The organism is Bradyrhizobium sp. B039 (assembly GCF_038965675.1).
Classification (GTDB): domain Bacteria; phylum Pseudomonadota; class Alphaproteobacteria; order Rhizobiales; family Xanthobacteraceae; genus Bradyrhizobium; species Bradyrhizobium diazoefficiens.
In genome coordinates, this window is sequence record NZ_CP152416.1 from 1,458,613 (window position 1) to 1,473,540 (window position 14,928).

14 protein-coding genes and 1 pseudogene are annotated in these 14,928 nt (G+C 64.8%); 14 read left to right on the forward strand and 1 reads right to left on the reverse strand.

The genetic code is table 11. From position 1 onward, the window contains the following. The first annotated feature begins 148 nt into the window (after positions 1 to 148). The 5 genes and pseudogenes from AAFG50_RS06860 (at position 149) to AAFG50_RS06880 (ending at position 5,089) form a co-directional block, all read left to right on the forward strand. On the forward strand, positions 149 to 2,197 hold the full coding sequence (locus tag AAFG50_RS06860; RefSeq protein WP_028174696.1) for an elongation factor G: 2,049 nt from the start codon (positions 149 to 151) through the stop codon (positions 2,195 to 2,197). A gap of 168 nt (positions 2,198 to 2,365) precedes the next feature. Further along, a pseudogene (locus tag AAFG50_RS06865) lies at positions 2,366 to 2,694 on the forward strand (sodium-independent anion transporter); the annotation flags it as partial. Between the two features lie 160 nt (positions 2,695 to 2,854). Next, positions 2,855 to 3,694, forward strand: a complete 840-nt coding sequence (locus AAFG50_RS06870) for a shikimate dehydrogenase (protein ID WP_039187079.1) — start codon at positions 2,855 to 2,857, stop codon at positions 3,692 to 3,694. A 65-nt stretch (positions 3,695 to 3,759) separates the two neighbouring features. Further along, positions 3,760 to 4,386 carry a hypothetical protein gene (locus tag AAFG50_RS06875; RefSeq protein ID WP_028174699.1) on the forward strand — a complete coding sequence of 209 codons (627 nt, stop codon included), beginning with the start codon at positions 3,760 to 3,762 and terminating at the stop codon, positions 4,384 to 4,386. 97 nt (positions 4,387 to 4,483) lie between these two features. Then, on the forward strand, positions 4,484 to 5,089 hold the full coding sequence (locus tag AAFG50_RS06880) for a hypothetical protein (protein ID WP_162185899.1): 606 nt from the start codon (positions 4,484 to 4,486) through the stop codon (positions 5,087 to 5,089). A gap of 327 nt (positions 5,090 to 5,416) precedes the next feature. Here AAFG50_RS06880 and AAFG50_RS06885 read toward each other — a convergent pair whose 3' ends face one another. Further along, positions 5,417 to 6,553 carry an alpha-hydroxy acid oxidase gene (locus AAFG50_RS06885; protein WP_011090144.1) on the reverse strand — a complete coding sequence of 379 codons (1,137 nt, stop codon included), beginning with the start codon at positions 6,551 to 6,553 and terminating at the stop codon, positions 5,417 to 5,419. Positions 6,554 to 6,660: 107 nt separating this feature from the next. Between AAFG50_RS06885 and AAFG50_RS06890 the strand changes: the two genes are divergently transcribed. From AAFG50_RS06890 to AAFG50_RS06930, 9 genes are all read left to right on the forward strand, one after another. Further along, a complete protein-coding gene (locus tag AAFG50_RS06890; protein WP_165448176.1) occupies positions 6,661 to 6,828 on the forward strand; it encodes a hypothetical protein in 168 nt (55 codons plus the stop codon). 221 nt (positions 6,829 to 7,049) lie between these two features. Then, on the forward strand, positions 7,050 to 8,393 hold the full coding sequence (glmM, locus tag AAFG50_RS06895) for a phosphoglucosamine mutase (RefSeq protein WP_028174702.1): 1,344 nt from the start codon (positions 7,050 to 7,052) through the stop codon (positions 8,391 to 8,393). Between the two features lie 259 nt (positions 8,394 to 8,652). Continuing rightward, the gene (locus AAFG50_RS06900) at positions 8,653 to 9,903 is read left to right on the forward strand and encodes an MFS transporter (RefSeq protein WP_028174703.1); all 1,251 of its coding nucleotides are present in this window, start codon (positions 8,653 to 8,655) and stop codon (positions 9,901 to 9,903) included. 228 nt (positions 9,904 to 10,131) lie between these two features. Further along, complete coding sequence (locus tag AAFG50_RS06905; RefSeq protein ID WP_028174704.1) at positions 10,132 to 10,974, forward strand: outer membrane beta-barrel protein; 843 nt, start codon at positions 10,132 to 10,134, stop codon at positions 10,972 to 10,974. 169 nt (positions 10,975 to 11,143) lie between these two features. Continuing rightward, positions 11,144 to 12,040, forward strand: coding sequence for an outer membrane beta-barrel protein (locus AAFG50_RS06910; RefSeq protein WP_011090140.1), 897 nt, complete (start codon positions 11,144 to 11,146; stop codon positions 12,038 to 12,040). Positions 12,041 to 12,115: 75 nt separating this feature from the next. Then, positions 12,116 to 12,706: a glutathione S-transferase family protein gene (locus tag AAFG50_RS06915; protein WP_011090139.1), complete on the forward strand. Its 591-nt coding sequence runs from the start codon at positions 12,116 to 12,118 to the stop codon at positions 12,704 to 12,706. Between the two features lie 16 nt (positions 12,707 to 12,722). Beyond that, entirely contained in the window at positions 12,723 to 13,187 is a 465-nt protein-coding gene (locus AAFG50_RS06920; protein ID WP_028174705.1) for a GNAT family N-acetyltransferase, read from the forward strand. A gap of 271 nt (positions 13,188 to 13,458) precedes the next feature. Continuing rightward, positions 13,459 to 13,650 carry a hypothetical protein gene (locus AAFG50_RS06925; RefSeq protein ID WP_231166627.1) on the forward strand — a complete coding sequence of 64 codons (192 nt, stop codon included), beginning with the start codon at positions 13,459 to 13,461 and terminating at the stop codon, positions 13,648 to 13,650. Positions 13,651 to 13,729: 79 nt separating this feature from the next. Next, positions 13,730 to 14,902: a phosphoserine transaminase gene (locus tag AAFG50_RS06930; RefSeq protein WP_011090137.1), complete on the forward strand. Its 1,173-nt coding sequence runs from the start codon at positions 13,730 to 13,732 to the stop codon at positions 14,900 to 14,902. Positions 14,903 to 14,928: the final 26 nt, after the last annotated feature.

Genomic DNA, 14,928 nt, shown 5'->3' on the forward strand with positions numbered 1-14,928 from the left:
ATTATGCGTGTGATCGCGCCGTTCCACCGGCGCGATCACACGGACGCACCGCAGCGACGTTTGACGCTTGCCAAATCTCGGGGACGGGCAGAGCATCCGCGTTTGCCGACCCAATCATGGGCCGAGCTCCACACCAAGGAGGCGGCGAATGGGACAAGACGTCAGAAGTCCCCGAGGTCCACGGTGCATTGCGCTGGTGGGCCCATTCCAAAGCGGTAAAACCACACTTCTTGAAGCGATATTGGCACGAACGGGCGCAATCCCGCGTGCCGGCAGCGTAGATGCCGGAACTTCCGTCGGCGACGCCACGCCCGAGGCCCGTCATCACAAGATGACCGTCGGCCTCACTGCCGCCACCACGAGTTTCATGGGCGACAGCTACACCTTCCTCGACTGTCCCGGTTCCGTCGAATTCGCCCACGACATGCGCGCCGCGTTGCCCGCGGTCGATGCCGCGGTCGTGGTCTGCGAAGCCGACGAGAAGAAGCTGCCCCAGCTTCAGATCATCCTGCGCGAGCTGGAGGAGCTGAAGATTCCGCGTTTCCTGTTCCTCAACAAGATCGACCGCGCCAACAAGCGCATCCGCGAGACGCTCGCAACGCTCCAGCCCGCCTCGCGCGTGCCGCTGGTGCTGCGCCAGATCCCGATCTGGAAGGACGAGTTGATCGAGGGCTTCGTCGATCTCGCGCTGGAGCGCGCTTTCATCTATCGCGAGCACAAGGCCTCCGAGGTGATCGCGCTCGCAGGCGGCGATCTCGACCGCGAGAAGGAGGCCCGCTTCTCGATGCTAGAGAAGCTCGCCGACCACGACGATGCGCTGATGGAACAACTCCTCGAAGACATCCAGCCGCCGCGCGATGCCGTGTTCGACGATCTCGCCCGCGAATTGCGCGAAGGGCTGATCTGCCCGGTGCTGCTCGGCGCCGCGGCGCGCGAAAACGGCGTGCTGCGCCTGATGAAGGCGCTGCGCCACGAGGCGCCGGGTGTTGAGGAGACTGCAAAGCGTCTCGGCGCACCGGAGAGCAAGGACGCGCTTGGCTACGTCTTCAAGACGCTGCATTCGCAGCATGGCGGAAAGCTGTCGCTGACGCGGCTGCTCGCCGGCCATCTCGACGACGGTGCCACGCTGCAATCCTCCTCCGGCGGCGCGGGGCGCATCTCCGGCATCCTCGCCGTCAACGGTGCCTACGACACCAAGCGTGCCGCGGCGGAAGCCGGCGACACGGTCGCGCTCGCCAAGCTCGATCCGGTCAAGACCGGCGACATGGTCTCGAGCGGCAAGACCCAGCCGGAGGCGCTGGTTACGGCAGAACCGACATCGGCAGTGCTTGCGATCTCGGTTGCGGCCACCGACCGCAAGGACGACGTCAAGCTCGGCCAGGCGCTGACGCGGCTGCATGAGGAGGATCCCTCGCTCATGGTCGTGCAGAACGCAAAGACCCACGACACCGTGCTGTGGGGCCAGGGCGAGATGCATCTGCGCGTCGCCAGCGAACGCCTGCGCGATCGCTTCGGCGTCAAGGTCACCTCGCAGCCGCCCGCGATCGGCTATCAGGAGACAATCCGCAAGCCGATCACCCAGCGCGGCCGTCACAAGAAGCAGTCCGGCGGCCACGGCCAGTTCGGCGATGTCGTGCTCGACATCAAGCCGCTGCCGCGTGGCGACGGCTTCAAATTCGCCGAGAAAGTGGTGGGCGGCGCGGTGCCGCGCAACTACATCCCGGCGGTGGAAGAAGGTGTCGTCGACGGGCTCACGCGCGGTCCGCTCGGTTTCCCCGTCACCGACGTGCAGGTGACGCTGACCGATGGCTCCTATCACAGCGTCGATTCCTCCGATCTCGCCTTCCGCACCGCCGCGCGGGTCGGACTCAACGAAGGCCTGCAGCAATGCCAGCCGGTATTGCTGGAGCCGATCCATGTGGTCGAGATCGTCTGCCCGACGGATGCCACCGCCAAGATCAACGCGATCCTGTCGGCGCGGCGCGGCCAGATCCTCGGCTTCGACACCCGCGACGGCTGGAGCGGCTGGGACTGTGTCCGCGCCATGATGCCGGAAGCCGAGATCGGCGAGCTGATCGTCGAGCTGCGCTCGGCCACGGCCGGCGCCGGCAGCTTCACCCGTACGTTCGACCACATGGCCGAAGTCACCGGCCGCGCCGCCGACCAGATCATCGCCGCGCATCAGCACGCGGCGTGAGTCTGTCTCTCGCGCAGTGAGGGAAGCACGCTCTCTCACACCCTCTCCCCGTTCTTACGGGGAGAGGGTGGGGTGAGGGGCTGCGTCCGAGCGCACGGCGAAAGTTGGACTCACGCAGCCTCCTCCTCTCCGTCATTGCGAGCGCAGCGAAGCAATCCAGACTGTCTGGTCGATCGCGACGTGCTGGTCTATCGCATCACCGGCGCGTTTTTCTTCGGCGCCGCCTCCGCGATCGGAAGCGTGCTCGACGGCATCGCCGACAAGCGCAAGGGCATGGTGGTCGATTTCGCCGCGGTGCCGTTCCTGGATTCGACGGCGGCCAACGTGCTCGGCCGCGTCGCCGCCAAGGCCCACCGCCGGGGCATCCGGCTGTTCATCACCGGCGCCTCGCCCGCCGTCCGCCGCGCGCTGCTCACCCATATGGCGTCCCGCCCCGTGCGCGCTATCGCGTGACCATCGCGCGCGCGGTCGCCGACATCAAGGGCGGCGCGGCTCTGTCCGCGGCCGATGATATGGCCGCGACCTGGCGGCGCGCACCTTCTCAGGCCGGAGCCGCATCACGGCCTTGCGGAAGCGCAGTGCGGGAATCGTGTCCGCGCGCTTGACAGAGCCCGCGGGACGCGAAATGGATCGCCTCCGATACGATCCGGGGAGAAGATGACCGTGACCAAGGCTCCCGCAGCCTGTCTGATCGGATGGCCCGCCGCGCATTCGCGCTCGCCGCTGATCCATCATTACTGGCTGCGCACGCTCGGTATCGCCGGCGGCTATGTCATCGAGGCCGTCCCGCCCGAGGATCTCCGCGATTTCGTGCTGCGGCTGTCGCTGCGCGGCTTCGTCGGCGCCAACGTCACCATCCCGCACAAGGAGGGCGTGCTGGCGCTGTCGACGCCAGATGCGCGCGCCAAGGCCGTCGGCGCCGCCAACACGCTGTGGTTCGAGGACGGCGAGCTGCGCTCGACCAACACCGACGTCGAGGGCTTCATCAACAATCTCGATGCCAGCGCGCCCGGCTGGGACACGGCCGAGGAGGCGCTGGTGCTCGGGGCCGGCGGCTCCGCGCGCGCGGTCGTGTTCGGCCTGCGCGAGCGCGGCATCAAACGCATCCATCTCGCCAATCGCACCATCGCGCGGGCCGAGACGCTGGCGAAGCAGTTCGGGCCGAACGTGCAGCCCGTTACGTGGGACGGGATCGACGACGTGCTGCCGCGTGCAAAACTTCTCGTGAACACGACCTCGCTCGGCATGCGCGGTCAGCCTTCACTCGATGTTGATGTTGCACGCCTGCCGCAGGCGGCCGTCGTCGCCGATCTCGTCTATGTCCCCCTGGTGACGCCGCTGCTCGCCGCAGCAAAGGCACGCGGCCTCAGGACCGCCGACGGTCTCGGCATGCTGCTGCACCAGGCCGTGCGCGGCTTCGAGCTGTGGTTCGGCCGGCGGCCGCGGGTCACGGACGAGCTGCGCGCATTGGTCGAGGCCGATCTCACAAAGTCTTGAGAGGGTAACGGCGAATAGCGCACCACCTCCGGAGTTCTATCCCAGTGGGACAATCGGAGACAATCATGCCTGTTCAACGTGCAACTTTCACACGTCCGCTCATCGCCGTCGCGATGGTGGCCGCTTCCACCCTCTATGCCTTCGCGCAGAGGGCGCCGGTGCCGACGCGGGTGCGCGGCACGATCGAGAGCGTCAACGGCGACATCCTGCAGGTCAAGTCGCGCAGCGGCGAGGACGTCAAGCTCCACATCGCATCCGATGTGCGCGTGTCCGGCATTACCAAAATTTCACTCGCCGACATCAAACCCGGCTCCTTCGTCGGCGCCACCACGGTGCCGGGGCCTGACGGCGGCGACAACGCCGTCGAGGTGCATGTGTTTCCGGAGAGCATGCGCGGCACCGGCGAAGGCTCGCGCCCCTATGACCTCAAGCCCAACTCGAGCATGACCAACGCCACGGTGTCGGAGAGCGTGGTCGGCAGTGACGGCCATACGCTGCTGGTCAAGTACAAGGACGGCGAGAAGAAGGTGTTCGTCCCCGACAACACGCCGGTGGTGACCTTCGTGCCCGGCGACAAGACCGACCTGAAGGCCGGCGCCAAGGTGATCGCCTTCATGAAGCAGTTGCCGGACGGCTCGTTCGAGACCAACCGCGTCAACGTCGGGCGCGACGGCCTCACGCCGCCGATGTGATCGTCACGGCCGGGAATAGCGGCGGTCACACGGGGTTGCCGTGTTTGACCGTCGCAACTCCCTGGAGGGGATAATCATGCCGAAGCCGAACAACTGGATGCCGCGCGCCGTCGCGGCAGCCTTCGCGACCTTTATCGCTGTTTCCTCTGTCTCGGCGCAGCAGGCGCCGACGGTGCGCATCCGCGGCACCATCGCGAACGTCGACGGCAACATGCTCGACATCAAGACGCGCGAAGGCAGCGACGTGAATGTGCGCATGACCGACAACGTCGCGGTCTTCGCCGTGGTGAAGACGGAGCTGTCGGAGATCAAGGAAGGCTCCTATATCGGCGTCACCGCCATGCCGGAGCCCGACGGCACCCAGAGGGCGATCGCGGTGCATATCTTCCCGGAGAACCAGCGCGGCGCGGCCGAAGGTTTTCGGCCCTGGGACGCGCGCGCCAACTCGACCATGACCAACGCCACCGTGACGCAGACCGTGAAGGGCACCGACGGTCAGAACATCACGGTGAAATACAAGGACGGCGAGAAGAAAGTCGTGGTGCCGCCGGATACCCCGATCGTCAGCTTCGTCGCCAGCGACAGGTCCGAGATCAAGCCGGGCGCCAAGCTGATCATCTTCGGCGCGGCGAAGAAGGAGGACGGCTCGCTGGAAGCCAACCGCGTCAACGTCGGCAGGGACGGGATCACGCCGCCGATGTGAGGGTGCGAGATATGAGGCGCGACTACTGCCACAAATTCCGTCGTCCCGGACAAGCGCGCCCCTAGGCGCGCGCAGATCCGGGATCCATAACCACAAGATGAAGTTGTTGCGCGAAGCAGGTCACTCCGAGTCCCCGTAACCGCGCCTGCTTGTGGTCATCGATCCCGGCCTGCGCCGGGACGACAGCCGAGATTTTGGAGGCTTCGAGCGCCTCGGAATCGTATGGTGGGCAAAGGCGTGCTTGCGCCGTGCCCACCATCGATCCGCAGACCTGCAGGATGGTGGGCAGGCTTTCGCTTTGCCCACCCTACGGCACCGACGCTGCGGTCACACCGCGATGATGTGATCGTCGATCTCCTCGATCCTGTTGACGCCGCACAGGCCCATGGTCGTCAGCAGTTCCTTCTGGATGATGTCGATCGCCTTGGCGACGCCGGCCTGGCCGCCGGCCCCTAGGCCATAGGCGTAGGCGCGGCCGATCATGCAGGACTTTGCGCCGAGCGCGAGCGCGCGCATCACGTCCTGGCCGGAGCGGATGCCGCCGTCGAACATGATCTCCATCCTGTCACCGACGGCATCGACGATCTCGGGCAGCACCTCAATCGAGGACGGTGCGCCGTCGAGCTGCCGGCCGCCATGGTTGGAGACCACGATCGCCTGCGCGCCGGTCTTCGCGGCGAGCTCGGCGTCCTCGACGTCGAGAATGCCCTTCAGGACCAGCTTGCCCGGCCAGATGCTGCGGATCCAATCGATGTCGTTCCAGTTCAGCGAGGTGTCGAACTGCGAGTTGATCCAGGTCGACAGCGACGTGATGTCGTCGCTGACCTTCAGGTGGCCGGCGAGATTGCCGAAGGTGCGGCGCTTGCCCTGCAACACACCCGACACCCAGGCCGGCTTGGTGGCGAAATCGATCAGCTTCGAGAGCGACCATTCCGGCGGCACGGTCATGCCGTTCTTGATGTCCTGGTGGCGCTGGCCGATCACCTGGAGATCGACGGTCAGCACCAGCGCCGAGCATTTCGCCGCGATCGCGCGTTCGATCAGCGCCTTGATGAAGCCGCGGTCCTTCATCACGTAGAGCTGGAACCAGAACGGCTTCTCGACACTGGCGGCGATGTCCTCGATCGAGCAGATCGACATCGTCGACTGCGTGAACGGGATGCCGGCGGCCTGTGCGGCGCGGCAGGCGTGGATCTCGCCGTCGCCATGCTGCATGCCCAGCAGGCCCACGGGCGCGAGCACCAGCGGCATGGTCGAGGTCTCGCCGAGGATCGTGGTCGAGGTGTCGCGCTTGGAGACGTCGACCAGGATGCGCTGGCGGAACTTGATCGCCTGCATGTCCTCGCGGTTGGCGCGCAGCGTTTCCTCGGCATAGGAGCCGCGGTCGCAATAATCGAAGAACGCCTTCGGCACGCGGCGCTTATGCAGCGCGCGAAGATCGTCGATACAGGTGATGTGCTTCATGAACGTGTCCCCGGGCCCGTCTCGTATCCGAAAGTCTTGCATCGGAAGATCGAGGGGTCATCTAGCATGGTTGGATGCACAGCCAAATCGTTTGAGAGGAGGGTGCCATGACGAGACCGCACGCCGCACCGACACCGGAAGAGATCAAGGAGAAAAAGGATCTCGAGGACGCCCTGGAGGAGGGCCTCGAAGAGACCTTCCCGGGCTCGGATCCCGTCAACGTCACCCAGCCGGCGCCGAGCCGCGGCGACGGCCATGTGAAGCGCTCCAAATAGGGGCGGGTTCCGCCCCATTTCGGTTCCCTAACGGGAAATATAGTGTTAACAATTAGTTAGCGGGGCGAAGGCGGCCCCTATTCCGTAATGATTAATCACATTTTTTGAAGCCAAGTTAGCCGTGATGGCCTTATAAGACCTCAGCAAATCAGGGATGCGGGGCCCGTTCGGGCACTCCGTGGTTGTAGAGGGGATTCCCTGGTTGTTGCGTGGGGGACGATATGAGCCGCAAATATTTCGGGACGGACGGGATTAGGGGCCGCGCCAACGGACTGATCACGCCGGAGCTCGCGCTCAAGGTCGGCCAGGCCGCGGGCCTTGCGTTTCAGCGCGGTGACCACCGCCATCGGGTCGTGATCGGCAAGGACACCCGCCTGTCCGGCTACATGATCGAATATGCGATGGTCGCCGGCTTCACCTCGGTCGGCATGGACGTGCTGCTGGTCGGCCCGATGCCGACGCCGGCGGTTGCGATGCTGACCAAGTCGATGCGCGCCGATCTCGGCGTGATGATCTCGGCCTCGCACAATTTGTTCGAGGACAACGGCATCAAGCTGTTCGGTCCGCAGGGCTTCAAGCTCTCCGACGACGTCGAGAAGCAGATCGAGCAGCTGCTCGACGAGCCCATCGACAAGCGGCTGGCGCAGAGCGCGAGCCTCGGCCGCGCCCGCCGTATCGACGGCGTGCATGACCGCTACATCGAATTCGCCAAGCGCACGCTGCCGCGCGATCTGTCGCTCGACGGGCTGCGCGTCGTCGTCGATTGCGCCAACGGCGCCGCCTACAAGGTGGTGCCGGAAGCGCTGTGGGAGCTGGGCGCCGACGTGGTGCCGATCGGCGTCGAGCCCGATGGCTTCAACATCAACAAGGATTGCGGCTCGACTTCGCCGGAAGCGCTGTCGAAGAAGGTGCGCGAGATGCGCGCCGACATCGGCATTGCGCTGGACGGTGACGCCGATCGCGTCATCCTGGTCGACGAGCGCGGCCATGTCGTCGACGGCGACCAGCTGCTCGCGGTGATCGCGCAGAGCTGGAAGGAAGACGGCCGGCTGTCGCGGCCGGGCATCGTCGCCACCGTGATGTCCAATCTCGGGCTCGAGCGCTTCCTGAAAGGGCAGGGGCTCGATCTCGTGCGCACGCCGGTCGGCGACCGCTACGTGCTCGAGCAGATGCTGAGCGGCGGCTACAATCTCGGTGGCGAGCAGTCCGGCCACATCATCCTGTCCGACTACGCCACCACCGGCGACGGCTTCGTTGCCGCCTTGCAGGTGCTGGCCGTGGTGCAGAAGTCGCGCCGGCCGGTGTCGGAAGTCTGCCACCGCTTCGATCCGCTGCCGCAGATCCTCAAGAACGTCCGGCACAAGGGCGGCAAGCCGCTCGACGATTCCGACGTCAAATCGGCGATCTCCGACGGCGAGAAGCGCCTCAACGGCCATGGCCGCCTGCTGATCCGCTCCTCCGGCACCGAGCCCGTGATCCGCGTCATGGGCGAAGGCGAGGACCGCATCCTGGTCGAGGACGTCGTCGACACCATCGTCTCGGCGCTCGGACAGGCGGCGGCCTGAGCTCTTCCTTCTCCCCTTGTGGGAGAAGGTGGCGCGAAGCGCCGGATGAGGGGTTCTATCCCCGACCACAGCTGCTAGATCGACTCGCGGAGGCAGACCCCTCACCCGTCTCGCCGCTGCGCGGCGATCCACCCTCTCCCACAAGGGGAGAGGGCCAGACGAGCGCATCCCAGCCATCGACGTTTGGCGGTGGTTCCACCGCCGCTTGCATCGTAACTAGCGGATGCGGCGGTTCGCCGCGCCTGCCGGGATTGGTCCGTTGAACAAGCCTGTCGTCGTACCTGCGGAAACGCTGACCGAGCCCGTCGTCGTCAGCGACGTGGCGCCCGCTGCCGCCAAGGCTGCGGGGCCGGCCTATGTCGTGCTCGCCGGCATCAGCTTCTCGCACTTCCTCAACGACACCATGCAGTCGCTGATCGCCTCGGTGTACCCGATCCTGAAGGACACCTACGCGCTCGACTTCGCGCAGATCGGCATGATCACGCTGGCCTTCCAGTTCACGGCCTCGCTGCTTCAGCCGGTGGTCGGGCACTACACCGACAAGAAGGCGCAGCCTTATTCGCTGGCGATCGGCATGGCCTCGACCTTCTTCGGTCTCTTGCTGCTCAGCGCCGCGCACCAATATCTCGTCATCCTCGTCGCCGCTGCGCTGGTCGGTCTCGGCTCGGCGGTGTTTCATCCGGAATCCGCGCGCATCGCGCGGCTCGCCTCCGGCGGCCGCTACGGCTTCGCGCAATCGGTGTTCCAGCTCGGCGGCAGCTTCGGCACGTCGATGGGCCCGGTGCTGGCGGCGCTGATCGTGGTGCCGTTCGGGCAGGGCAGCATCGCCTGGTTCTCCTCGATCGCGTTCCTTGCCATCGTCGTTCTCTGGCGCATCGGCCGCTGGTACGCGCCGCAGATCAAGGCGAAGAAGACGGCGGCGGTTCAAGCCCATCCTGACGCGCCGAGCTCGCGCCGCGTCGCGGTCGCGCTGCTCGTGCTGGTGGCCCTGCTGTTCTCGAAGCAGCTCTACGTCTCGAGCCTGTCGAGCTACTACATCTTCTATCTGATCGACCGCTTCGGCGTGTCGACGCAGGCCGCGCAGATCTATCTCTTCGTCTTCCTTGCCGCGAACGCGGTCGGCGCGTTTCTCGGTGGTCCGCTCGGGGATCGCTTCGGGCGCAAGATCGTGATCTGGATCTCGATTCTGGGCGCGCTGCCGTTCACGCTGGCGCTGCCTTATGCCGGGCTCCACGCCAGCGCGGTGCTCAGCGTCATCATCGGCCTGATCATCTCGTCGACGACGTCGTCGATCATCGTGTTCGCGCAGGAACTGGTGCCGCACCGCTTCGGCATGATCTCCGGCGTGTTCTTCGGCGTCGCCTTCGGCATCGGAGGCCTCGGCGCGGCCGTGCTCGGCAAGCTCGCCGACCACACCTCGATCGAGTTCGTCTATCAGGTCTGCGCTTACCTCCCGGCGATCGGGCTGCTCGCCGTGTTCCTGCCAAAACTGCCGCGGCACGCGCGTTAACAGATCCTTTTTTGCAGCAACGCGGCTTCATACATCGTTAGCAAATGAGGACAAAGGGCGCTGCATTTTTGCAACGCTTCCGCCGCATCCGCGTGTACAGTCAGAAAAAATCAACCTTAAAAATTAGGGTTAAGTGGCGCTTAAACATTTGCTGCCATCGTCCGGGCCGTGAGTTTCCAGAACGTGAGGCGTCTGCATTTTGCCTCACCGGCCATAAGGACGAAGCCAATGCGTAGCGTTAAGTCTCTCCTTGCCGCGGGTGCGGCATCCCTGATCTCGTCGATGGCGTTCGCCGCCGATATGCCGATCGCGGCGCCCCCTCCCATGTACGCGCCGCCGGCTCCGCCCGCCGACTTCGGCGGCTGGTATCTGCGCGGTGACATCGGCATGACCAACCAGCGCGCCAAGAGCATCGAGGCCACCGTAGCGCCCGGGTTTACGAAGACGACGGAGGGACTCGGCTTCGACTCGTCCCCGCTGTTCGACCTCGGCGTCGGCTATCGCTTCAACAACTGGTTTCGTGCGGACGTGATCGGCCAGTACCGGGGCAAGGCCAACCTGCATGGTGCGGACAACGTCATTGGGCCCGGCTTCGTCGGTTCCGACAACTACAGCGGCAGCAAGTCCGAGTGGGTCGTCATGGCCAACGCCTATGTCGATCTCGGCACCTGGTGGTGCATCACCCCGTTCATCGGCGCCGGTGTCGGCGGCTCCTACAACAAGATCAGCGGCTTCCGCGACGACGGCATTGCCTATCTCGCCGCACTGACCCCGACCCCGAGCGCCAGCGTTGCCTACTTCGCCGACAGCGGAAAGTGGAACTTCGCCTGGGCCGCCCACGCCGGTCTCGCCTACAAGGTCAATCCCGGGTTCACCGTCGAACTGGCCTACAGCTACATGAACCTCGGCGACGCGGCGCCCGGCAACTTCCGCTTGTTCGACAACAGCGCTTCGGGCCCGACCTCGATCAAGCTCAAGGAGCTCACCTCGCACGACCTCAAGCTCGGCGTGCGCTGGGATCTCAACAGCCCGCCGGCCTACGTGCCGCCGCCGCTCGTCACCAAGGGCTGATCGTCAGCCTCATCGGTTAGGACTTCTTAACGGCGCGGGATCATCCCGCGCCGTTTTGCTTTGCGTATTTTTCATTGCTCGCGGCGACGAAGGGCTCCGGCGCAACCATTGGTTAAGGTTAACGAGCCATGATCATGGCGAAAGTTCGAGTTCGATTTGGAGCGTTGCAATGCGTAGGCTTTGGTTGGTGGCGGCGGTGTTCGGATCTGTATCCGCCGCACACGCGGCCGACATGCCGGATCTGCCCGTCCTGCGCGGCGGCTTCACCGACGGTCTGTCCAAGACGTCCCATCGTTGGGATGGCGCCTATGTCGGCGTCAATGGCGGCTACACGGCCGACGCGACCGATTTCAGCCAGAGCGTCGTCGGCCTGACCAATTTCATTTTCCGCGACAGCGTGCTGCAGCAGCCGACCGCGAATTGGTCGCTGATGAACAAGACCAACACGCAGAGCACAAATTTCGGCGCCTTCGTCGGCCGCAACTGGCAATGGTACGATGCCATTCTCGGTCTTGAGGGCACCTACAGCTACTTCAACAACCTCTCGACGCTCACGTCGGGCACCAACTCGCTCACGATCGTCAACCCGCCCGGCGACGCACACGCTGCGAACGTCACCGACAATTATGACGTGACGCTGACCGGCACTGCCGCGGCGAAAGTCAAGGACATGATCACGCTCCGGGGCCGGGTGGGTTGGGACGGCGGCGATTTCATGCCGTATGCCTTCATGGGCGCTGCGGTTGGCCGAATGGACGTGTCCCGCTCGGTGACGAGCATTGTGGATTTGCGTCAGGATGTGACGAATACGATTGTCGTCGGCGGCGCCACGTTGACCACGACCACCTTCGGAGCGCCGCAGGCCGTTCCGGCTCAGTCTCAGTCGCAGACTCAGCGTCGAACCAACGCATTCGCGGTGGGCTGGACCGCCGGCCTCGGCGTCGAATACTGCATCTGGGACGGTCTGTTCGCGCGCGTGGAATACGAATACGTGAAATTCTCGCCGGTCATGAACACCTCGGTGACGCTGAACAATGCGCGCGTCGGACTCGGCTACAAGTTCTGACGCTGGATCGCCGCAGCGCGGTTGACAGTTTCCCTCCGTCCTGATGCTCTGTCGCTCCGAAGCGGGGCGGCAGCGATGAAGATCTACGGCGATACCAACTCCGGCAATTGTCTCAAGGTGAAGTGGGTCTGCGACAAGCTCGCATTGCCCTACGACTGGATCGACATCGACACCCGCAAGGGCGAGACGCGCACGCCGCAATTTCTGGCGATGAACGGCGCCGGCCAGGTGCCGACCGTTGCGTTCGACGACGGCCGCACGCTGGCGCAGTCCAACGCCATCATCCGCTACCTCGCCCGCGACAGCGCGCTGATCCCGCGCGACGCCTTTACTGCTGCCAAGATGGATGAATGGCTGTTCTGGGAGCAGTACAGCCACGAGCCCTATATCGCGGTGTGCCGCTTTCAGCTCGTCTATCTCGGCAAGGACGCCTCCGAGCTTGATCCCGAAAAGGTCAAGCGCGGCTATGCGGCGCTCGACCGCATGGAGCAGCATCTCTCCGGTAGCCGCTTCTTCGCCGGCGAAGCGGTTTCGCTCGCCGACGTCTCGCTGCTCGCCTATACGCGCGTCGCGCATGAGGGCGGCTTCGATCTTGGTCGCTACGCGGCGGTCCGCCGCTGGATCGGCGAAGTCGAGACCTTTCTCGGCCTGCCGCCGGCGCGCTGAGTCCTGGAGTTTCCGTATGAACGCCGAATCCGTCTCCATTCGTCGCGCACGCCGCGAGGACGTCGCTGCGATCGTGGCGATGCTCGCCGACGATCATCTCGGGCGCGGCCGCGAGCGCGTGGAGGAGCCGCTGCCTGCCGCCTATTACGAGGCGTTCGCGCGGGTCGAGCGCGATCCAAATCTCGCGCTGGTGGTTGCCGAGAGCGAGGGCAGGGTGGTCGGCTGCCTGCAACTTGCTGTGCTGGCAGGCATCAGCTCGCAAGGCGGCATCCGCGGTCTGCTCGAAGACGTGCGCGTTGCCGCCGATTGTCGCAGCCGCGGCATCGGCGAGCAATTGGTGCAATGGGCCATCGCGGAAGCGAAAGCGCGTGGCTGCAACCTGGTCGAGCTGTTGACGCATCAGACGCGAGTAGACGCGCAGCGCTTCTACAAGCGGCTCGGATTCACAGCGAGTCATGTCGGCATGACTGTCCGCTTTTGAGGCAGTAAGAGCGTTTTCGAGCGAAGTGGATACCGGTTCGCGTAAAGAAAACGCGTCAACACCAAAATCAAGAGCCCCATTCCGATTGTATCGGAATGGGGCTCCGGTCGCGCGCCTTGCGTAATCAGCGAATTCGGATCGCGCATTCGTTCATGTTAAGAGCCGGTAAACTACCCAGCCGTCGTTCACGTTGAGCCGGGAACGAACGGTGCTACGGCAGCGTCAGACACCGAGCTCGGTCGGTTCGGGGATTTCGATGACAAGCTATTCGATGATCAAGGTCGACAACGACTACGTTGTGCAGGCCAATGACAAATGCATTTTGAAGGTCGGCAGCCGACGCAAAGCCGCGCAACTGATCAGCGAGGCCACGGATCTGCTGAACGCGCTCGCCAGGGTTGAATCCCCCGATATCGCGCCGGAAGCGCCATCACTCGCGCGTGAGGTGCCGGAACTTCCTTGACGACTCTTCCCGTTTCCCGTATCAGCCGCGGCGGGACACCTCCCCCCAACGGGAGGCTTACTATCTGGAAGGGTAGAATATGACTGTAGCGAAGCCCGCTTCGCGGCCCAACGTGCCGCATTTCTCCTCCGGCCCCTGCGCCAAGCGCCCCGGCTGGAATGCCCAAAATCTCAAGGACGCAGCGCTCGGCCGTTCGCATCGCGCGAAGGTCGGCAAGACCAAGCTCAAGCTCGCGATCGATCTGACGCGCGAAGTGCTTGAAGTGCCGGCCGATTATCGCATCGGCATCGTGCCGGCCTCCGATACCGGCGCGGTCGAGATGGCGCTGTGGTCGCTGCTTGGTGCGCGGCCCGTCACCACGCTCGCCTGGGAATCCTTCGGCGAAGGCTGGGTCAGCGACATCGTCAAGGAATTGAAGCTCAAGGACGTCACCAAGCTCAATGCGGCCTATGGTGAAATCCCCGATCTCTCCAAGGTCGATCCGAAGTCGGACGTCGTCTTCACCTGGAACGGCACCACCTCAGGCGTGCGCGTCCCGAACGCCGACTGGATCAGCGCGACCCGCGAAGGCCTGACCATTTGCGACGCCACCTCGGCGGCGTTCGCGCAGGCCCTCGACTGGGCCAAGCTCGACGTCGTCACCTTCTCCTGGCAGAAGGCGCTCGGCGGCGAAGCCGCGCACGGCATGCTGATTCTGTCGCCCCGCGCGGTGGAGCGGCTCGAGACCTACAAGCCGGCCTGGCCGCTGCCGAAGATCTTCCGCATGACCAAGGGCGGCAAGATCAACGAAGGCATCTTCGTCGGCGAGACCATCAACACGCCGTCGATGCTCTGTGTCGAGGACTATCTCGATGCGCTGAACTGGGCCAAGTCGATCGGTGGCCTCAAGGCGCTGATCGCGCGCGCCGACGCCAACACCAAGGTGCTGGCCGACTGGAAGGCGAAGACGCCCTGGATCGACTTCCTGGCCAAGGACGCTTCGATCCGCTCCAACACCTCGGTGTGCCTGAAGTTCATCGATCCCGCGCTCACCGCGCTCTCGGACGACGCGCAGGCCGAGTTCTCCAAGAAGCTGGTCGCGCTGGTCGAGAAGGAAGGCGCCGGCTACGACTTCGCCTACTATCGCGATGCACCGGCCGGCCTGCGCATCTGGTGCGGCGCCACTGTCGAGGCCAGGGACGTCGAGCTCCTGACCCAGTGGATCGACTGGGCCTTCGCCGAGACCAAGGCGCAGCTCGCCAAGGCGGCGTGAGCTTTCTTAGCCTCTCTCCGTTCTTA